Consider the following 19717-nt stretch of genomic DNA (forward strand, 5'->3'; position numbering starts at 1 on the left):
CAGAGGGCCCCAGCGGGTCGGGTGGCGCCAACTCCCTTATGGACCAGCAGGGTTGAGAGGGTTCGATCGATCCCTCGGCGCGCGTCCCCGACGGAGATCCCCGCAGTCCCGTAGCTCGCGTATGCGCCACTGCGCCACCGGCTCCCACCCCCACATCTGACCGGATTCACCCCTTGCCTCCCGTCCTCCACCCCACCTACCTTTGACCGCATGACCAGATGTGAAAATTGGTCACGCAGTCGCACCCGCACCAGAAGAGGCACAGGTCGTGGAACAGACGCAGCGCGGTGAACGCATCCTGGAGGTCGCCGGCGAGCTCCTGCTCGCCTGGGGATACCGGCGGGTGACCATCGACGAGATCGCCCGCCGCGCCAAGGTCGGCAAGGGCACGGTCTATCTCCACTGGAAGACCAAGGACGCCCTGCTCCTGGCCGTCGTGGTCAACGCCAAAGCGCAGAGTCTGCGCCACCAGCTGGACCGCATGCGTGCCGATCCCCTGGAGGTCCTGGCGAGCCGGATGATGTGCGGGCTCTACCGCGACTACCTGGCCGACCCGGTGCTGCGCGCCGTCCAGACCGACGACTCCGACATTCTCGGCCGCCTCAACGACACCGCCAAGCAGGAGCTCGCGGAACTGATGACGTACGGCGACCATGTCCTGCGCCGCCACCTCCAAGTGCTGCGCACACACGGCCTGGTACGTGAGGACGTCACCGTCGCCCACCAGCACTACGCCATGATGGCGGTGGCCGCCGGGTTCTTCATGACCGAAGCGCTCGGCACCGGCGCCCCCGACTCCCCGGTCGCCCCCGCCGCGCCGGAGGAACGGATCGACATCCTGGCCCACACGCTCCGGGGCGCACTGGAATTCCCGGTCGCACCGGATCCCGATGCCGCCGCCTCCGCCGCCCGGCGTGCGCTCGCGGCGGCGACCGCCGCCGCACCCGAGATCATCGCGCTCTACGAGCACTTGGAGGAGCGCAGCTCACAGGAAATGCGTCGGCAGCTGCGCGACTGACAACGAAACCGACCGGCACCACATCCCCATGCGGAGGAGAACAGACGATGTCGGAAACCACCACCAACCCGTTGGCCGAACACGTCGGTAAGCACCCGGGCGAACTCAACGAGATGGACCCGGTGCTGCTGACCGACCCGTTCAAGGGCTACGGCGAGGTGCGCGAGCAAGGCCCCGTGGTCCGCGGCCGTTTCCTGGACGACACACCCGTATGGTTCGTCACCCGCTTCGACGACGTACGCGAGGTCTTACGCGACCAGCGTTTCGTCAACAACCCGGCCTCCTCCGCCGGCGGCGCGGACGACGGCCCGGTGACCCGCCTGATGGACACCATGGGCCTTCCCGAGGAGTTCCGCCCCTACCTCCTCGGATCGATCCTCAACGTCGACGCCCCCGATCACACCCGCCTCCGGCGTCTGGTGTCCCGCGCCTTCACCGCGCGCAAGATCACCGATCTGCGTCCGCGCGTGGAGCAGATCACCGACGACCTCCTGGCCCGGCTCCCCGAGCACGCCGAGAACGGCGTCGTCGACCTCATCGAGCACTTCGCCTATCCCCTCCCCATCACCGTCATCTGCGAACTGGTCGGCATTCCGGAAGCGGACCGCCCGCAATGGCGGCAATGGGGCTCCGACCTCGTATCGCTGATTCCGGGACGCCTCGGCACCACGATCCCGGCGATGGTCGACCACATCCACGAACTGATCCGGGTACGCCGCAGCGCACTGACCGACGACCTGCTCAGCGAACTGATCCGGACGCACGACGACGACGGCGGCCGGCTCAGCGACGTCGAGATGGTCACCCTGGTCCTCACCCTGGTCTTCGCCGGTCACGAAACCACCGCCCACCTCATAGGCAACGGCACGGCCGCCCTCCTCACCCACCCCGACCAGCTGAGCCTGTTCACCTCGGACCCGAGCCTGCAGCCTCGCGCCGTCCACGAGCTGATGCGCTGGTGCGGTCCGGTCCACATGACCCAACTGCGCTACGCCTCCGAGGACCTCGACCTCGCCGGCACCCCGATCCGCAAGGGCGATGCCGTCCAACTCGTCCTGGTCTCCGCCAACTTCGACCCCCGCCACTACGACGACCCGAACCGCCTGGACCTCACCCGCCACCCGGCCGGCCACGCCGAGAACCACGTCGGCTTCGGCCATGGCATGCACTATTGCCTGGGCGCCTCCCTCGCCCGCCAGGAGGGCGAGGTCGCCCTGGGCAAACTGTTCGCGCACTACCCCGACGTATCGCTGGCCGTCGGGCCCGACCGTCTCGAGCGCCCGCAACTGCCCGGCAGCTGGCGGCTCAACTCCCTTCCGGTGCGGCTCCGGCCGTAGACCGGGCGGGCCTTGTCGCCCGCCACGACGACAGGGCGGACGGGTGCGGACGGCGGCGGAGTGTCCCGCCGTCCGCACCCGCTCCCGCACCCGCTCCCGCATCCGCACGCATCGGCGCGGACGACCTCGCGGGTCGCGGACCTCAACGACGTCCGGGCGGCGATCGGGGTATCGACGGCTCGTCCGTCGAGCGCTCACATGTGCAGGGCAGGTACGGCCACACCGGCCCCCTCCGGCTCCGTGGCCTCCCTCGGCACCGCCTTGAGGGCGACCGTTGTCACCATCGCCGCGGCCAGCAGCCCCAACGAGGCCCACATGGCGGTCGCGTACAGGTCCGGGCCCCGGGCACCGACGCTCCCCGCGGTCGTGATCACGGCGGAGGCGAGCGCGGTCCCGAGGGAGGCACCGATGCCGAAGCAGGCACCGTTCAGACCGGGCAGGGCGCCCTTTTGATCCTTGGGGGCCGAGACCACGGCCAGGGCGTTGAGGGCGGTGATGCTCAGGCCGTTGTACGTGATGCCGAGCACCGCGAGCGCAGCCACCAGGACCCACTGCGAGGTCATGAACGGCACCGCGACGGCGAAGGCGATCAGCGAGCCGGCGGAGCCGATGACCACGCTGCGGCGCCAGCCGATCCGCGGTCCGAGAATGCCCGCGAGCGGAGCGCCGATCACGCCGATGGCCTGGGCGGGGGTGGCGAACAGCAGCGCCGACTGCGTCGCGCTCAGGCCGTAACCGGCATGCGGGTCCTGGGTGAACAGCGGCACGGTGAGGGTGAGCGCCCCGAAGGCTCCGGCGAGGGTCAGCACGGTCGTGGCCAGCAGCGGCCAGGCGCGGCGCGAGGCGAGCAGCCCGGTGTCGATGATGGCGTCCGGGTTGCCCCTGCCGACCTGGACGAACACGACCAGACAGAGGAGGCCGACCAGCACACAGCCCGCGGTCGGCGCAGACAGCCAGCCCCACGACTCCCCCTGTGCCAGCCCGATCAGCACCCCGGTCAGGCCGGCGCCGAGGAGGCACGTACCGCGCCAGTCCATGCGGCCGACCGCCGTCGGGGGCGCGGCGGGGACGGTCTTGAGTACGGCGAGGGTGCCCGCCACCGACACCACGAGGCCGGCCAGGAAGATGCCGCGGAAGCCGACGGTGTCCGCGAGCCGGCCGCCGAAGACGGCGTCCACACCGGCGAATCCGCCGTTGACCGCGGTGATGATGCCCGCGGCACGGCCGAAGCCCTTGGGCGACAGGGTGTCGTTCAGGGTCAGGAACGCCAGGGTGAACAGGGCGGCGGAGAAGCCCTGCAGAACGCGCCCCACGAGGAAGACGCCGATGTCCGGGGCGGCGGCGCAGGCGAGGTCGCCCGCGATCACCAGCAGACAGCCCAGCAGCATCATCGGCTTGCGGCCGCGGTAGTCGCTGAGGCGGGCCAGGGTGACCTGCCCGACCGCCGCGAACAGGAAGAACAGCGTCTGCGAGAGCCCTACGAGCCCGCTGGTGGTGTGCAGGCGACGGATGACGTCAGGGAGGGCCGGGCTGAGCATGGTGGCGTTGAGCTGGTAGCCGAGCACGGCCAGCGCCAGCGCCACGAGCATGCCGGGACGGCTGTCGGACCGCGGCTTCGCGGTGCGGTCAGAGCACGTCGACATGGCGGCTCCTAAGGGGAGAGGGGTCGGGGTGGTACGCCGCGGGCGGCTGTCCGCTCGTCGCTGTCCGCCGTTGTCGGCCGGCTCCGCCGATGTACGCGGCGTTGCGGCGGTTGGCGCGCCGAGGGAGACAACGACGCTCGGAACGCCATTGAGTGGGACGGCCCGATCGCTACTTGTCTGACAAGAAGTGGTGAGGAACTGGTCTACCGCCGCATTCGAAGAGCTGTCAAGGATTCCTTGCCGGTTCCTGGCGCCCCGCCACTGCTCGCCGCACGCCGCACGAACTCCCGTACACCGGCGGCGCCCCCGCGCTCCGGCCGCCACATGCGTAGGCTGGACCGCCGGTCAGCGGCAGTCCGACGGCACCCTCAGGAGATGGCAATGGCTGACAGACAACAGCAGCGACGCCCGGTCGTCGTGCTGTACGAGCGGATCGTGGAAGCGATCCATCAGGGCGTCTACCCGCCCGGGTCGCAGCTGCCGACCGAACCCCGCCTCGCCGCCGACCTGGGCGTGAGCCGGCCCGCGCTGCGCGAGGCGCTGATCCTGCTCCAGGAGGACGGGGTCATCACGGTACGGCGCGGGGTGGGCCGTACCGTCAACCACCACCCGCCGCGGCGCGGCTTCGAGACCCTGAAGCCCATGGAGGAACTGCTCGGCGCGGGGCAGGCCGTCCGCACCGCCCGGCTGGCGCACACCCTGGAGGAGCCGACCGACTTCTCCGCGCAGCATCTGCTGCTTCCCGCTCATGGCGAAGTCCGGTTCTGGGAGAGCATGATCGAGGTCAACGGGCTGCCGTCCTGCCTGGCGCACGAGTGGGCGGCCACCGAAGAGACCCTCGCCGGGCTCGGCCTCATGCCCGCGATGGCCCTCGACAACCCCCAGGGCGCGCCCTCGACGATGCTCCGGCTGCTGCTGGAGGCGGGGCGCGGAATGCCCCTGAAGGGCTCCTCGACGATGGTCGCCACCATGCTCGGCCGCCGCCGCGGCGAGCAGTTCGACCGGCCCGCGGACACCCCGGCCGTTCTGGTGACCCAGGTCGTCCACGCGGGGCGGACCCCCGTCCTGGCGGCCAAGTACATGCTGCCCACCGGGGCCCCGGCGCTCCCCGTCTGGCAATCGCGCTGAACGGACGGATGCGGCGCGGGGTGCGGGCGCGACGCACGGAACAAGGGTGGCGGACGAGGACGAACGCGGACATGTGGCAGGCGCATGCGGCGGCCGAATCCGTCCGGAGCGACCCCCGTTCCGGTCACCGGAACGCGCGGCTACACTGCCACCCCATGTACTTGTCAGACAACCTCTCTCCCGATGCGGTCGACGTACCCGGTACCCCCGGCGGCACGGGCCTCGGCACCGGCGCCCTCGACCGCGAACAGATCCAGCAGGCTCCCAAGGTCCTGCTGCACGACCACCTGGACGGCGGCCTGCGCCCCGCCACCGTCGTCGAACTCGCCCGCGACGCGCACTACGGCGCGCTGCCCACCACCGACCCCGCCCGGCTCGGCGCATGGTTCCGCGACGCCGCCGACTCCGGCTCCCTCGAGCGGTACCTGGAGACCTTCGCGCACACCTGCGGCGTGATGCAGACCCGCGAGGCGCTGCACCGGGTCGCCGCGGAGGCCGCCGAGGACCTGGCCGCCGACGGCGTCGTCTACGCCGAGATCCGTTACGCGCCCGAGCAGCACCTCGAGCGCGGCCTCACCCTGGAACAGGTCATCGAGGCGGTCAACGACGGCTTCCGCGAGGGCGAACGGCGCGCGGCGGCCGACGGGCGCACGATCCGCGTCGGCACCCTGCTGACCGCCATGCGGCACGCCGACCGCTCCCGCGAGATCGCCGAACTGGCCGTCGCCTACCGTGATGCCGGCGTCGTCGGCTTCGACATCGCCGGAGCCGAGGCCGGCAACCCGCCCGAGCGCCACGTCGACGCCTTCGACCACCTCAGAGCCGCCGGCAGCCACATCACCATCCACGCCGGCGAGGTCGTGGGCCTGCCCTCCATCCAGGAGGCGGTGCAGCGCTGCGGCGCCCATCGGATCGGCCACGGCGTCCGCATCACGGACGACATCACCGTCGCCGACGACGGCTCGGTCACGCTCGGCCGGCTCGCCTCCTACGTGCGCGACCACCGCATCGCGCTCGAAGTGTGCCCCACGTCCAACCTCCAGACCGGCGCGGCCTCCTCGTACGCCGAGCACCCCATCGACCTGCTGCGCCGCCTGAAGTTCCGGGTCTGCGTCAACACCGACAACCGTCTGGTCAGCGGCACCACGATGACGCGGGAGTTCCAGCACCTGACCGACACCTTCGGCTATGGCCTGGACGAGATGGAGTGGTTCACCGTGAACGCGATGAAATCCGCGTTCATCCCCTTCGACGAGCGCCTCGCGCTGATCCACCAGATCATCCGCCCCGGTTACGCCCGGCTGCGGACCCAGAGCCTCAGCCGCCTCCCGGCCGCTTGGGCCGCGTCGGCGGCGGTTCCCGCGTAGGGAGTTCGGCGGCGTGCGACGGGTGTCGTACGGCGCGTCCCGGAGAAGCGGGCCGGCCGCCGGGCCGGGCCGATCTCCGGGGCCGACATCCCGGGCCGAACTCCGCCCTGGGCGTGGGGCGTTGGGCGTCTCGATCGGCTGGAACTGTCAGCGATCACACGCCAACAGTGTGTGTGGGCTCCCGCTGATCAAATTCGCGCACCCACGGTGCGGTCACCGGCGGCTCCTCCGGCGGCGGCACCTCCTACAAGAACTGCGCCGCCGTGCACGCCGCGGGCAAGTCCCGCATCGTGCGAGGAGAGCCCGGCTACGGCCGCCACCTCGACCGGGACGGGGACGGCGTCGGGTGCGAGTGGTAGCCGGACCGGGACCTCGGCCGGAGCGGACCGGCCCGCCGTCGTCCGCGTCCGACCCAGGGCATCGCGCCGGAGCCGGCCGCTTCGTCGGCCGCCGCCCCGGCCCGCGGCGTCAGCCCACCAGCCCCGCGCCCAGCAGGCCGAACAGCAGCACACCGATGACGATCCGGTAGATGACGAACGAGTTGAAGGAGTGCTTGGCCACGAACTTCAGCAGCCAGGCGATCGAGGCGTAGGCGACGCCGAAGGAGACGACCGTGCCGACGGCCAGCGGGGCGATGGAGGCGCCCGAGCCGACGGCGTCCTTCAGCTCGTAGATACCGGCTCCGGTGAGGGCGGGAATGCCGAGGAAGAAGGACAGCCGGGTGGCCGCGACGCGCTCCAGGTCGAGGATGAGCGCGGTGGACATGGTGGCGCCGGAGCGGGAGAAGCCGGGGAAGAGGAGGGCGAGGATCTGGGAGCAGCCGACCCACATGGCGTCCTTGAGGGAGGTGTCGTCCTCACCGCGCTTGTGCCGGCCCATCTGGTCCGCCGCCCACATCACACCACTGCCGATGATCAGCGAACCGGCCACCACCCACAGGGAGGCGAGCGGGCCCTCGATCAGGGGCTTGGCGGCCAGGCCGACGACGACGATCGGAAGGGTGGCGTAGATGACCCACCAGGCGAACTTGTAGTCGTGGTGGTAGCGCTCCTCGCGGTTGCGCAGACCGCGGAACCAGGCGCCCACGATGCGCACGATGTCCTTGAAGAAGTAGACGAGCGCCGCGGCGATCGCGCCGACCTGGATGACGGCGGAGAAGCCCACGACGGCCTTTTCGTCGACGGGGATTCCCATCAGCCCCTCGGCGATCTTGAGGTGGCCGGTGGAGGAGACAGGGAGGAACTCCGTCACCCCCTCGATGGCTCCGAGGACGAGGGCTTGGCCGATGTTGATCGCGCTCATGGGGTCCAGTTCTGGGGAGGGTGCGGGCGGTGGGCGTGGGCGGTGGGCCTGGGGTGCGTCGCCCGGATGCTGCCGGGGCGGGTTCCGCGGCCGCCCGGCGCACGGTGCGGGCCGGTGGTCCGCCGTACGGCGACGGACGCAGGATCGTACCGCTGTGAGGATGCCAGAGCAGCCCGGGCCGGTGACGGGGAGTCCTGGTGGGTGGGCGGAGCCGCTGGTCGGGGGGGCGGGCGTCCTGGTCGTCGGGTCCTCTCCTGGTGGGCCGCGGGGGCGTACGGCGGGCCCCGGTGGCTACCGCGCGGCGATGGTCTACATCACTGTAGACGACCCGGCGGGGAGGCCGGAATCGGGCCGGGCACGGGGCCGTGGACACGGTGGCGCTTCGGCCTCGGGCCGCCGGACCCGGACGGCACGCTGTGTGCCGGGCCGTGCGCGGTGCGGGGATCGCCGCCCCGGTGGTCTTCGTGACGGCGCGCGGCGACCTCACCGAGACCTCGCCCACCGGTACGCCGTACCCACGACCACCCTCGCGTGGCCGGCGGAGGCCGGGGCGGTCACGGTGCACGTCGGCGACGACGGGCCCGGGGTGTCCGGGGAGGTCGTCGTCTCGCGCTTCGGGTCCGGCGGCCCTGCGAATCGCGCGGCCCGGCACGGCGGGGCGGGCCGCGGCGGCCAGGAGGGCGGCGAAGACCGCCGTCGTCGTCACCGGCGGAACGCCGTCGCCGTCCTCGGGCGGCGCGGCCGCGCTCGGCGCTCCGCGCTCAGCCGCAGGGGCCGGACGGACGCTGCAGGACGTGCAGCGCCTGCCGGGGGGACAGTCCCGACCGCGGTGCGGCGTTGAGGCTGAGGTGCTCGGCGGGGAGGCCGGCGAACTGCGGCAGGAACTGGGACAACCGGGTACGGGTGAACATCCCCAGGTGGTGGCTGCTGTACCGGGCCAGATCCAGGACCTCGGACCAGGCCGTGAAGCGGACCAGCAGCGCGAGCGGGGCCCGCGGGACGGCCGGGATGGGTGCGCCGTCCCAGGAGGACGCGGCCAGCACCGTGGGGTGCCAGAGCGCGTCCGGGCGGGGCGCGAACCGCTGGGGTGTGCCGAGCACCGGCCGGGCGCCGCAGGCGCGGGCGGCCCGCGCCCATGCGGCGCCGCGTTCGGCATGGGCGACGGGGAGGGCGGTGCGGCTGGCGGGGTGGGCCGCGTAATGGAGCGCCGCCCTGGTGAAGGCGCTCTCGAACGGGGACCAGACGCTCTGGTGCACGGCGATGAGGGACGTCGCCGCGCAGGTGCGGCCGGCGCGCCCGAAGCAGGACGGGACGGCCGCGCGCACGGCCGCGGGGACGGAGGCGTCGTGCCGCACGATCAACAGGCCCGGCGGGGCGAGGGTTTCGCCGTCCGGCCGGGGCGTGGCCGGGCAGCATTGCGGGGCGCGCGCGTCGCAGTGCTCGGCGAGGAGGGCATGCAGGGCCCAGGTGGCGGTCCGGCTCTGCGGCAGGACGAACTGCCAGACGCCGTCCGGGAGTCCGGCGGCCCGGGCGTGCTGCGCCATCCGTAGCGCGGCTACCGCGGTACAGGCGCTCAGCCTGGTGATGACGGCGCTTCCGGACAGCAGGGCGGGCAGGGCGCCTTCCAGGAGGGACATCAGCGGGTGGGCGTCATCGGTGCAGGACGTCACCACCGCGTGCCCCGGGGCGGTCCGTGCGGCGACGCGCCCGCTCAGGTGCGGCCGGGGCAGGCGGTAGCGGCGGAAGTGTGCGCGGGCGGCGGCCTCACAGGCCGGGAAGTAGCGGTCGGCCGTGTGCAGTTCCGTCATGGTGTCGGCCGAGCCGAGGCCGCAGCCGTGCACCAGGGCCGGGAACAGCAGGGCGCGCTCCGCCCGGAACCGGGCCCGCAGCTCCCGCAGAATGCCGATTCTCCTCGACAACGGAACGGTGTGCCAGAGCTGTTGGGCGGCTCGGGCCCGCCCCGCGGCCAGGTGGACGTCGGTGGGAACGGACACCGGGATGGTGGCGAGTCGCCGGCCGGTGAAGGCGCTGGCCACCGAGGCGCCGGCGGCGCTTCCCGACGTGACCAGGCCGAGCGCCGTGGGGTCGGGAAGGTCCGCACACAGCTGCGCGGGGGTGGGGGCCGAGGGGGTGGAGGAGGAGGTCATGCCGCTCTGTTCTGGAGGGGTAGGGGTGGTGGGGGCGGGTGAGGGGAGGGGACGGCCCGGCCGTTCAGCGCACGGCAACCGGCAGGAATCCGCCGCCGTGGCGGGCGGCCCGGCCGGCGGCGGTCCGCGGCGGGCGGGCGGAGCGGGCCGGTCGGGGGCGGTCGTCCGGCCCGTCCGTAGCCGCGGCCGCGACGGCGACGGCGACGGCGACGGCAGTCCGACGTTCGGGCGTCGCGCGTGCGCGGCGGGAGAAACGGGGAACGCCGCGCGGGGCGTGGGGCATTCGGGGCTCCTGGTGGCATGTGGCACGAGGTGGTGGCAAGTGGCACGGGTGGCATGTGGCACGGGGGATGACGTCGGCTCCCCCGGCTCCTGCCGCTTCTGACGGCGAGCCGGGTCGTAGGTGCCATCGGTGTGTTAAAGGCGCCCGGCCCCCGGGGATCACAGCCCAGGGCACGAATTCACCCGCCCGGCCGCCGACCGGACAGGTGAGGGCCCGTCGTCGCTGGTCGTGGACCTGCGCCGAGCCGCGCGCGAGGGCGACGGCCATGCGGTCGCCCATCGGGGCCGCAGGGAGGCCGACGCGGGGGCGACACGGGCCCAGCGGGCCGCGGTGAACGGCTCCCTCGGCCGCGGGCGGGCCCGCTCGCCGCAGCGGCGCGACGCCATGGATCCGCTCCCGCGGAATGCGCTCCGACGGGCCCGTGCAACCATCGGAGGCCCTTCGGTGTTTTTGTGAGTGATGGACGAGACAGCCGAGCCACTCTGCGAACGCCTGGCGACGGATCTGGACAACGGTTTTACGGAACTTGTCCGGGTCCACGCCTCAGCGGTCCATGCCTTCCTGCTCCGGGTGACGGGAAACACCGCGGAGGCGGACGACCTGGGCCAGGAGACATTCCTGCGTGCCTATACGGCACTGCAGGGGTACTCCGCGGAACGGCGCCGTGCGCTGCGTCCCCGTGCGTGGCTGATGACGATCGCCGCGAACGTGTGGCGCAACCATGTGCGCTCCTGTGTCCGCCGGCCCGTCGCCACCGCTCGTGTGGAGGATTCCTGCGAGAGCTGGCCGGCCGAAGGACCGGGGCCGCAGGAGCGGGCGGAGACGGCCGCCGACCGGGCGCTGCTGGTCGCGGCGCTCGCTCGATTACCCGAGCGGGCCCGGGAGGCGGTGGTGCTGCGGCATGTGGTCGGCATGAGCTACGCCGAAGTGGCCGAGGTGCAGGGATGCCCGGTCGGTACGGTCAAGGCCCAGGTGTCGAGAGGGCTCGGCACCCTGCGTGAATTACTGGAACCAGAAGTCGCGTTGCTGAGGGAGGTGACGATGTGAACCGAGGTGGGGAATGGACCACACAGCCAAAGAGCGCAGTGGAGGCCGCCCTGGCGGGGCTTGCGGGTCCCGCTCCGGGGGACTTCGCGGCCAGGGTGCTGCAGCGGGTCGGGATCCCGAGGGACCGGTACGACATGTATCTGCACCTCGACGCGCCCGCCGGCGGGCTGTACGTCGCGTACGGGGCGCACGGCGTGACCGGAGCCGCGCTGGGCAGAACGCTGCCCGGCCCCCGGGCGTTCGAGGAGGCACACCTCGCCCGCACGGGACGGAGCGCGATCCCCACGACGCGGCCCCTGCCGGGGCTGCGGACCGCGCTGCGCACCGGGCGTGCCAAGAATCTGCAGATCGATCTGCCGGAGCTCACCGAAGCCGAGCGTGCCGCGCTCGATGCGGTACGCACCATTCCACGCGGGCAGCTGCGGCCGCTCGCCTGGGTCGCGCGGGAGGCCGCGCTCCCCGACAATGCCGCCGTCACCGAGGCCCTGGTGGTCAATCCGGTGCCGCTGCTGATCCCTTGCCACCGGGTCACGTTCGACGAGGGCGGACCCTGCGATCTGCGGTACGGGCCCACAGTGGGCGCGGTGCTGCGCGGCGCCGAGGGCATCGACGACGCGCTGGTGGGGCTGTCGCGTGCGGGGACGGTGTTCCTCGGCAGCGACACCACACGGATCTACTGCCATCCGACCTGTGCCCACGCACGGCGGATCACCCCGCCGCACCAGGTGCCGTTCCGCTCGGCGCGAGCCGCACGCGCGGCGGGATACCGCGCCTGCAAGAGCTGCCGGCCCATAGCGGCATGAGGCCGCGCGGCGGAATGAGCTCCGCCGCGAAGTGAGGCCGGTTGCGGCGTGAAGTCCCTCGCGCCAGGCGGGAGACAGCGGCGTGCCATGAGCCGCGCAACAAGGGACACCCAGTCATGTCACCCAGCGGGGAGGAAGACGTCATGCATGCCAGAAGCCGGGGGGCCGTGAACGAAGTGGTGGGTGCCGTGGTCGTCGCGGAGCACCACACGCCGATCGGTCGTCTGACGCTCGCCGCCACGGAGGAAGCCCTGCTCTACTGCGGCTTCTTCCCGTCGGAGACCGTTCGGCAACGGCTGACGGCGGGGGCGCGGGAGTGCCTGGACGAGGACGGTGCCGGTCCGGACCGGTTGGAGGTGATGCGCGAGGCGCGCGGTCAGCTCGACGACTTCCTCGCGGGGAAGCGGCGCTCGTTCTCCGTGCCGCTGGACCCGAGCCTGGCCACACCGTTCAGCAAAGAGGTCGTGCTGGCGGTCGCGGAGCATGTTCCGTACGGAGGGACGGCCACCTACGGTGAGCTCGCCGCGGCGGTGCACCGTCCCGGATCCGCGCGGGCGGTGGGCAAGGCGCTGGGCGCCAACCCGTTGTGCGTCGTACTGCCCTGCCACCGCGTCGTCGGCGCCTCGGGGCGGCCGACGGGATATGCGGGCGGCGTCCAGGCCAAGCGCTTCCTGCTCGCCCTGGAATGTCGGAGCTGACCCGGTGAGGCGTCCGCTCATCCGCCGAGGCCCAGCCGTACGGCGAAGCCGATGAACACGGTCCCCACGACCGCCTCGACCACGCGCGCCGCTCCGGCGCCCGCGTCGGGCCGGCGCGCGGCCACCCAGCGGCGCAGCAGATGCACGGCACCGCTCAGCAGGACCAGCCACAGCGATGCCAGCGACAGATGGACCGCGGCCAGCACGGCCATGGTGCGCCCCGGGGGATCACCGGGCGGCACGAACTGCGGCAGGAACGCCAGCAGGAACAGCCCGACTTTGGGGTTTGCTCCGGTGCACAGCAGGCCCTGCAGCCAGCAGCGCCGCAGGGACACCGGGGGCGGCTGCCCGGGGTCGGTGCCCGGCTCGTGCGGCGGTGGGCGACGCAGCGCGGAGCGCAGGGCCCGTAGGCCCCACAGCAGCATGAGGGCCGCACCGCACCAGCGGACGGCGGTGAACAGTTCGGGCCGGCCGGCCAGTACGAGGGATACCCCGCTGATGGCGAGCACCGCATGGGCGGCCCCCGCCGTCACCATGCCGGCCGCCGCGGCGAGCGCGGGCGCGCGCCGCCCGGTGCGCAGCACCAGTTGGGCGACCAGCGCCGCGTCCGGGCCCGGGGTCGTGATCACCAGCAGGGAACTGCCCAGGAACCACCCGCTGATCATGGGTGGCTCCGGCAGCGCCCGGTGGCGGTGGTTCCTGGGGGCGGTGGGCTCATTCCGCGGCCGCCTCCGGGTCCACCGTCAGCAGCGATTCGATCCGCCGGACCTCGGCATGATCGGCGTCGAGCTGCTCCGGGTCCTCGTGGGCGAGCACGACAAAGCCGAGCGAGAGCGTGCCCAGCAGGTCCTTGGTCGGGGCGATCCGGTCGCCGTTGCGCACCGGCACGGCCGAGACATGATGGCTCTTCACCTCCCTTATGCCGTCCAGCACCTCGGCATTGCGCACCACTCCGGAGGACCGGCTGATCAGGAACACCACCCGGACCCGTCGGCGCAGCTCGTAGCCGGACGGCACGGAGCGACGGCCGGTGAAGTACGCCACCGCCCGGTCGACCTGGCTGTCGCCGGTCGCGGCGCGGCAGAAGCGGGGGTGGCCGCCGCCGTGCGGCCGGGCGTTGACCTCGATCAGCCGCGGTCCGTCGGCAGTCATCATCACCTCGACGTGCGCGGCGCCCCACCGGAAGCCGACCGCGTCCAGCACACCGCGGGTGTAGCCGACGAGTTCCGGCACCTCGGGGCGGTCCTCGGGGACCCAGTCCATGGATTCGTACACCGCCATCTGCCCGCCGCTGTCGACCTTGCGGTAGCGGCACACGTCCGTGACGGTGTGGCTGCCCCCGTGGCTGAAGACGTCGACGACGTACTCGGTGCCGGTCGCGTACTCCTGCACGAGCATCTGGTCGTTACGGATCCCCCACTGGTTGAGCTGCCCGAGCTGGGCCTCGAACTCCCGGCGCCAGCCGAGCCCCCCGGCGATCCGGGTCACGCCGTCGGTGCTGGCGCTCTTCGGCGGCTTGACCACCAGGTCGTGGCCGGTCAGCCGCTCTGCGTCGAGCCAGGCGGCGACCTCGTCCGGATCGGCGGTGCACAGCTGCCGGATCACCGGCAGCCCGGCCGCGGAGACGGCTTGCGCCATCGCGTATTTGTGGCGGCGGGCCGCCGCCAGTTCGGGGACGTTCGCCACCTCGGGCACGGTCCGGGCCGCCAGCAGGTCGGCGAGTTCCACGCCGATCTCGGCGCCCGGCAGGACGCAGCGCGGCCGCAGCGCCCGCAGCCGTTCCACCAGCGGGGCCTCGTCCCCGCTCAGGGTCAGGATCTCGTCGAAGTCCTCCGGCCGGAAGGACCCGGCGTAGGCCTGCGGGATCTCCGGATACGACACGACCGCCACCGTCGGCACGCCCGCGGCACGGAATGCCGGGGCGTACAGGCCACCGGAGGAGAACGGATCGACGACGACGGCGGGGCTGCCGGAAGGATACGGAGACACAGCTGGTGTTCCTTGTCCGCTCGGTGGTGGGAGGGCTCGGGGCCGGGGTCGGTCAGCGGCGGCCGGGACCACGGGGGCCCCGGCCGCACTGCGCGGTCAGCCCGCCAGGTCCGCCGACAGCGGCCGGTGCCCGAAGCTGACCTCGGCCTCGGGCAGCCCGGGGAAGACCGCGGTGACGGTGTCGCCGCTGCGTACGGCGGGGATCTCCTGCCGCAGCCGGATCAGCGACGTCTTGCGCTCGTGCCACGGGCACACCAGCCGGTTGCCCTCGGGGGCCAGTTCGGCCAGGTGCAGCGGGCCGCCGCGGTGCGGACAGCGGGCCCGCATCACGAAGGAGCCTTCGTCGGTCCGCGCATACACATACGGCTGGCCGGCCACCACCGCGCAGTTGTTCCGGCCGGCCACGGAGAACGTCACTACATGCACTTCTTGTAATCCCCCACCGAGTGGATCTGGTAGACGCATTCCTCGGACTCGATGATCGCCCCGTGCAGCCGGTTGCGCTGGATGACGGTGCCTTCACCGGCTTCGAGGATCTGGTGCGAGTCGAAGCCGGAGACGAACTTCATCGTGCCGGACACGATGTGGCACAGCTCGTCGCCGTCGTGGCAGTGGGTGTTGGAGAGTTCGCCGTACGGCTCGACGATGTCGGCGACCGGGGCGGTGACACGGCCGCTGGAGAGGGCGTCCCACACCGGCGCGTGCAGCTTCTTGAACTCGGGGCCGTTGTCCATCCAGGCGATCTGGGTGGCGAAGTCCTCGTCGGCGAGGTCCTGGATGCGGCGGTACTCCTCGATGCCGCGGACGATCTCCGGGATGATCTGCTCGCCGTGCTCGGCGACGAGCGGGCGGATCAGCTTCTCCAGGGCCATCCGGCCGTGGTGCTGGTCGATGTGGACGTGTTCGGTGAAGTACTGGGCGTCGACGCGGTCGCCGAAGACGTCCTTGAGCAGGGCGGTGGCCCGGCGGCAGAAGTCCACCAGCGTGGCCTCGGTGTAGTAGAGCGCGCCCACGTAGCGGAAGAACAGTTCGTGGTTCTTGCCCAGGTAGTGGAAGTAATTGTTCATCAGCAGGCTGCTGTTGAGGTAGTACTGCCAGTACCGGTGGACGTCGGTCTCGAGCCCGACCGACTCCAGGGTGCGCTCGAAGAGCTGGCTGTGCTTGGTGTCGTGGACCCCGTAGCCGTACTCATCGATGACGATCTTGAACCACTCGGACTGGGCGGCGCCGTAGTAGCCGAGCACATTGCGGATCATCGGCGACGCCTCGGAGAGGAAGTCCGGGGCGAACTGGATGAGCCACATGCGGGCCGCGCGCTCGCGGTCGGTGGAGTTGGTGATGGCCTTCTCGGAGAGGGAAGGTCCGGCCGGTTCATGGGCGTTGAGGGATTCGAGGTAGGTCTCCAGGCTCTCGGACGTCCAGGTCCCGGAGGTCTCGACCTCCTTGTCGAGGAAGCCGAAGGCATACCGCTCCAGCGCGGGCCGGATCATCTCGCCGAGCACCCGGTTGGTGGGGCTGTAGAAGCGCTTGAAGTCCTCCCACTTGCCCTCGCCCTTGAGGCCGCCCTTGGGCAGGAAGACCAGGTCGGCCTCGTAGATGCTGGTGAGCAGGCGCTGTACGGCCAGGCTGCTGTAGTCCAGTATCTCGTCGCGGCCGGGGACCCGGTCGAGGTCCAGATGCCGCAGCACCTGCGGGCGCAGCTGGCGGCGGTAGGGGTTGTCGCTGTTCTGCCACTCCTCGTTGTCGAGGTAGATGGGGTTGCTGGCGTAACGGACGACCGCGTCGCGCAGTTCCTGGCCGTGCAGCTCGAACGGTTCGTAGGGGAACGGAGTGTGGCTCATCGGATCAGGTCGGCCTTCCTGTGAGGTGGGTGCGGTGGCTCAGCGTGCGGAGAGGCTGTAGTCCGTCCAGTGCAGCTCCACGTCCAGCCGCTCTCCCGGGCTGACCGGGACGGGCTTGTCGAACGGGATCAGTGCCTGCATCCAGTGGGACCCGACGTTGTCGGGCGAGTTGCGCAGTACGACCCCGGAGCCGAGGTCGAGTTCGAACCAGGCGACCAGCGCGGTGGCCTGCCCCGCGGTGGTGACGGGCACCGGGATCACCCGGCTGCCGGCCTCCAGCGGGTCGGTGAGCAGATCGAAGTCGAGCAGCTCGACGGGGCCGGAGAGCATCTCGTGCGGCCAGGTGTGCAGCCGTACGGGGAAGTGTCCGCGGGTCGACGCCGCGTTCATCAGCGATACGTCGAATCCGCCGGCGTTGCCCACCCGGTTGAGGCCGTCCGCCACCTCGCTGTGGATGAGCTGGCCGTACACCCGCGCCGCGCCCGGGATCAGGATTCCGCCCGGGGCGAGGAGGTGCGTACGGGCGTGGCGCATGGTGGGCAGCAGCCCTTCGCCGATCAGTCCGCAGTCGACGATCTCGGAGATGAGAACGTCGACCGGGCGCTCCAGGTCGCTGCCCATCTCCAGGTGGGTGGAGCGCTTGTTGACGACGGTGATGACATCGGACATCCCGTGCTCGGCGACGATCTGACGGGCGATCTCGGCGAGCAGCGGGTTCTCTTCGCAGGTGACGACCCGTCCGGCGCCGGCCCGGGCGGCGGCCATGGCGAGCAGGCCGGTGCCGGTGCCGATGTCCAGGACATGGGAGCCGGCCGGGATGCGGCGCTCCAGCGCCACGATGAGGGCGTCGTTGCGTTCGGTGTCGTTGAGCATGGCGAAGTGCCAGCGCGGGATCGTCCGGGCGGCGATCTCGGCGAAGGCCGCGGAGTGCGGGGACAGGCTCTCGCGGGGCCGGGCCATGGCGTCGACCGTGGCGGTCACCAGCCGGTTCAGCTCCTGCGCCTGCGTCTGCAACGAGGCGAGCGCGAGACGCAGCCCCGGAGACGCGTCGAGATCGAGCGCGGTGAATTCCTCGTCGCGGAATTCTGTATTCCCGTTGGTCAGGGAGTTGGCGGAAATACTCATGGCAGTGTGTGCACGCTCCTCCGGAATGAATTTCCGAATTGACGGCCGCTGGGGTGTGTATTGCCCATGGGGGCGAAGCGGGTCGTTCTCATCCTCAGGACACCATCCGCCGCGGGGGCCGGGCAAGGAACCTTTGGGAGTGCGGTCCTACTGCGGTACTTGGAGATTTCGCGAGGGGCGGAGACCGCGTTTCGGCGGAACCTTCCGATAGTTACTGACGCGCCCCTGACAGTTCACCGTTCGCTCATGCGCAATCCAGTGGACGGGGCCGCCACAAAAGAAATAGGAGCCTTCCGACTTCGGGCAGGCGTCATCCCGGCGCGGCGCCATGGGGCGTCGAACCGGGAGGACGCGCAGGCGAATTCGCCCGCAGGGCGAGAAGCGCGGGCCGGCCGCTGTCAGCCGGCCCGGCCGAGCGCCACCGTATGGGCCGCCATGGCCAGGAGCGAGAGCGTGATGTGCCGGTACCAGGCGGTCCAGGTGCGGATCTCGTGCCGGTCGAGCCCGGTGTGCAGCCGGGCCTCGTCCAGGTGGCGCCGGGCATGGCACCGGGCCGCGGCGGCGGTGACCATGGCGTGGCCGTTGGTGCCCCGGGGGGCATGGACCAGATAGCAGTCGGTCCGTGGTGCGTCGGGCCGGCGGTGCAGCAGCAGCGAGCGGGTGAAACCGTCGCAGGGGGGCGGCGCGGGCCCCCAGTGCGAGGTGTTCGGCACCGTCAGCCGCGCCCATCTGCCGGGGATGGCGCCGGGCTCGCCAGGGCCCCCCGGGGACGGCCACCAGCGCTGCTTGGGGATGGCCGCGGCGGCCGAGGCGGCGCCGAGCCGCCTGGCCGGCACGGCGAGCACATAGCCGATGCCCTGCTCCTCCAGCCAGCCGCGCAGCGCCTCGTCCTGGCCGTAGTCCTGCCCGCCGCACACCCACCGGAAGGGTACGGACGCGTCCCTGACGCGCTCGATCATCGTCCGGGCCAGCTCGGGTTTGGTCCGGTACGCAAGGCGCTCCTCGGGGACGCCGGCCTTGATGCAGCGCTGCGGGTCGTCGGTCCAGGACTCCGGCAGCAGCAGTTCACGGTCCATCAGGGCGCGGCCGTGCGGAGAGATGTAGGCGGTCATGACCGCGGTCTGGCAGTTCTCGACGCGCCGGGTGAGCTCGGTGTACTGGCGGGCCGCGGCGACGGTCTTGGCGCCCTTCTTCAGGGCGTCGGTCTGTCCGAGGACGAGCATCGCCTCGGGATGGCCCAGGTTTTCGGAGAGATAGCCGCGGACGGTGGCCTGGACGGCGTCGGCGTCCCAGCGGGCTCGGGTGAGCAGGCGCTGCATCCGCCAGGGCGAGGAGTCGCCGACCCGTTGGGCGAGCTGCCAGGTGTTGCTGCGGCCGCCGTCGGCGAGCAGGCCCAGCGCGTACTGCATCGCCTGCGCCCGCGGTTCGGGGCGGGCGAAGAGCGGGCCGATCCGCTCCCCCAGTTCGGCGAGGACCATGTTCAGCCGGCCGTCGTCGGCACGGGGAGCCGGGCCGCCGGCGGCGGGCGGTTCCCAGCCGCTGTCCGCGGGCAGCGAGGGCGGTATGCGGACGGCCGCCTCGTCGGACGGCGTGTGCGGAACGCTCTCCGCGGTCGGTAATGCGTCAGGTATTGCGGTCGGTAATGCGATGCCCGTCGGTCTGGTAGCGCACTCGGTAACGATCACTAGAGCTCCTCCGTCGGGCGCGCGGCCGTATGGCCACGCGCCTGCTCTGGCGCGGTACGTGCTTCATTCCAGGTGGGGTGAATAACGCTGAGAGGGCATCAAGAAAACGGACAGATGCCTTCCGGTATCTGCGAGCGCGCATATGCAGTCGCCCGAAGCCCGGTTGCTCCGGCCCAGTCGCGTCGTGAACCCCCCGCTACTACGCATGGCCCGGCCGGCGAGAGAAACAAACTTTTCGGTCAGTTTGTTTCCCGATCGCACGAAGGCGCCCCCTGCGCACTTTCCGGACCAACCCCAGCGAACC

General features: G+C 71.7%; 17 protein-coding genes and 1 pseudogene. 8 read left to right on the top strand and 10 right to left on the bottom strand.

What is annotated here, in order from left to right:
• Positions 1-268: 268 nt before the first annotated feature.
• Both ACIGWZ_RS18080 and ACIGWZ_RS18085 read left to right on the top strand, forming a co-directional pair.
• Complete coding sequence (locus ACIGWZ_RS18080) at positions 269-1018, top strand: TetR/AcrR family transcriptional regulator (RefSeq protein WP_400065673.1); 750 nt, start codon at positions 269-271, stop codon at positions 1016-1018.
• Between the two features lie 47 nt (positions 1019-1065).
• Complete coding sequence (locus ACIGWZ_RS18085) at positions 1066-2355, top strand: cytochrome P450 (protein ID WP_400065675.1); 1290 nt, start codon at positions 1066-1068, stop codon at positions 2353-2355.
• A 194-nt stretch (positions 2356-2549) separates the two neighbouring features.
• On the opposite strand, the gene ACIGWZ_RS18090 is transcribed toward ACIGWZ_RS18085, so the two are convergent.
• Positions 2550-3998 carry an MFS transporter gene (locus ACIGWZ_RS18090; RefSeq protein WP_400065677.1) on the bottom strand — a complete coding sequence of 483 codons (1449 nt, stop codon included), beginning with the start codon at positions 3996-3998 and terminating at the stop codon, positions 2550-2552.
• A 381-nt stretch (positions 3999-4379) separates the two neighbouring features.
• Between ACIGWZ_RS18090 and ACIGWZ_RS18095 the strand changes: the two genes are divergently transcribed.
• The 3 genes and pseudogenes from ACIGWZ_RS18095 to ACIGWZ_RS18105 all read left to right on the top strand — a co-directional run.
• Positions 4380-5126, top strand: a complete 747-nt coding sequence (locus tag ACIGWZ_RS18095; RefSeq protein WP_400065679.1) for a GntR family transcriptional regulator — start codon at positions 4380-4382, stop codon at positions 5124-5126.
• A 155-nt stretch (positions 5127-5281) separates the two neighbouring features.
• Complete coding sequence (locus ACIGWZ_RS18100; RefSeq protein WP_400065681.1) at positions 5282-6493, top strand: adenosine deaminase; 1212 nt, start codon at positions 5282-5284, stop codon at positions 6491-6493.
• Between the two features lie 257 nt (positions 6494-6750).
• Positions 6751-6852 (top strand): annotated as a pseudogene (locus tag ACIGWZ_RS18105) (excalibur calcium-binding domain-containing protein); the annotation flags it as partial.
• Positions 6853-6961: 109 nt separating this feature from the next.
• Here the strand turns inward: ACIGWZ_RS18105 and ACIGWZ_RS18110 are convergent.
• From ACIGWZ_RS18110 to ACIGWZ_RS18120, 3 genes are all read right to left on the bottom strand, one after another.
• Positions 6962-7795: an undecaprenyl-diphosphate phosphatase gene (locus ACIGWZ_RS18110; protein ID WP_400065683.1), complete on the bottom strand. Its 834-nt coding sequence runs from the start codon at positions 7793-7795 to the stop codon at positions 6962-6964.
• 761 nt (positions 7796-8556) lie between these two features.
• A complete protein-coding gene (locus tag ACIGWZ_RS18115; protein ID WP_400065685.1) occupies positions 8557-9942 on the bottom strand; it encodes an aldehyde dehydrogenase family protein in 1386 nt (461 codons plus the stop codon).
• Between the two features lie 64 nt (positions 9943-10006).
• Positions 10007-10225: a hypothetical protein gene (locus ACIGWZ_RS18120; protein WP_400065687.1), complete on the bottom strand. Its 219-nt coding sequence runs from the start codon at positions 10223-10225 to the stop codon at positions 10007-10009.
• Positions 10226-10684: 459 nt separating this feature from the next.
• On the opposite strand from ACIGWZ_RS18120, the gene ACIGWZ_RS18125 reads away from it, so the two are divergent.
• From ACIGWZ_RS18125 to ACIGWZ_RS18135, 3 genes are all read left to right on the top strand, one after another.
• On the top strand, positions 10685-11272 hold the full coding sequence (locus tag ACIGWZ_RS18125) for an RNA polymerase sigma factor (protein WP_400065689.1): 588 nt from the start codon (positions 10685-10687) through the stop codon (positions 11270-11272).
• A gap of 38 nt (positions 11273-11310) precedes the next feature.
• The gene (locus ACIGWZ_RS18130; RefSeq protein ID WP_400065691.1) at positions 11311-12075 is read left to right on the top strand and encodes an Ada metal-binding domain-containing protein; all 765 of its coding nucleotides are present in this window, start codon (positions 11311-11313) and stop codon (positions 12073-12075) included.
• Between the two features lie 143 nt (positions 12076-12218).
• On the top strand, positions 12219-12773 hold the full coding sequence (locus ACIGWZ_RS18135) for a methylated-DNA--[protein]-cysteine S-methyltransferase (protein ID WP_400065693.1): 555 nt from the start codon (positions 12219-12221) through the stop codon (positions 12771-12773).
• Positions 12774-12790: 17 nt separating this feature from the next.
• Here the strand turns inward: ACIGWZ_RS18135 and ACIGWZ_RS18140 are convergent, their stop codons facing one another.
• From ACIGWZ_RS18140 to ACIGWZ_RS18165, 6 genes are all read right to left on the bottom strand, one after another.
• Positions 12791-13438, bottom strand: coding sequence for a LysE family translocator (locus ACIGWZ_RS18140; protein WP_400065694.1), 648 nt, complete (start codon positions 13436-13438; stop codon positions 12791-12793).
• A gap of 49 nt (positions 13439-13487) precedes the next feature.
• On the bottom strand, positions 13488-14762 hold the full coding sequence (locus ACIGWZ_RS18145; protein WP_400065696.1) for an ATP-grasp domain-containing protein: 1275 nt from the start codon (positions 14760-14762) through the stop codon (positions 13488-13490).
• Between the two features lie 96 nt (positions 14763-14858).
• Entirely contained in the window at positions 14859-15179 is a 321-nt protein-coding gene (locus tag ACIGWZ_RS18150; protein ID WP_400065698.1) for a Rieske 2Fe-2S domain-containing protein, read from the bottom strand.
• Positions 15179-16603, bottom strand: coding sequence for an iron-containing redox enzyme family protein (locus ACIGWZ_RS18155; RefSeq protein WP_400065701.1), 1425 nt, complete (start codon positions 16601-16603; stop codon positions 15179-15181). Before ACIGWZ_RS18155 ends, ACIGWZ_RS18150 begins: the two co-directional genes overlap by 1 nt.
• Positions 16604-16642: 39 nt before the next feature.
• On the bottom strand, positions 16643-17728 hold the full coding sequence (locus ACIGWZ_RS18160; RefSeq protein WP_400065703.1) for a 50S ribosomal protein L11 methyltransferase: 1086 nt from the start codon (positions 17726-17728) through the stop codon (positions 16643-16645).
• A gap of 398 nt (positions 17729-18126) precedes the next feature.
• The gene (locus tag ACIGWZ_RS18165) at positions 18127-19413 is read right to left on the bottom strand and encodes an IS701 family transposase (RefSeq protein WP_400065705.1); all 1287 of its coding nucleotides are present in this window, start codon (positions 19411-19413) and stop codon (positions 18127-18129) included.
• Positions 19414-19717 lie beyond the last annotated feature (304 nt).

It is taken from the genome of Streptomyces sp. NPDC053427 (assembly GCF_044544985.1).
Lineage (GTDB): Bacteria > Actinomycetota > Actinomycetes > Streptomycetales > Streptomycetaceae > Streptomyces.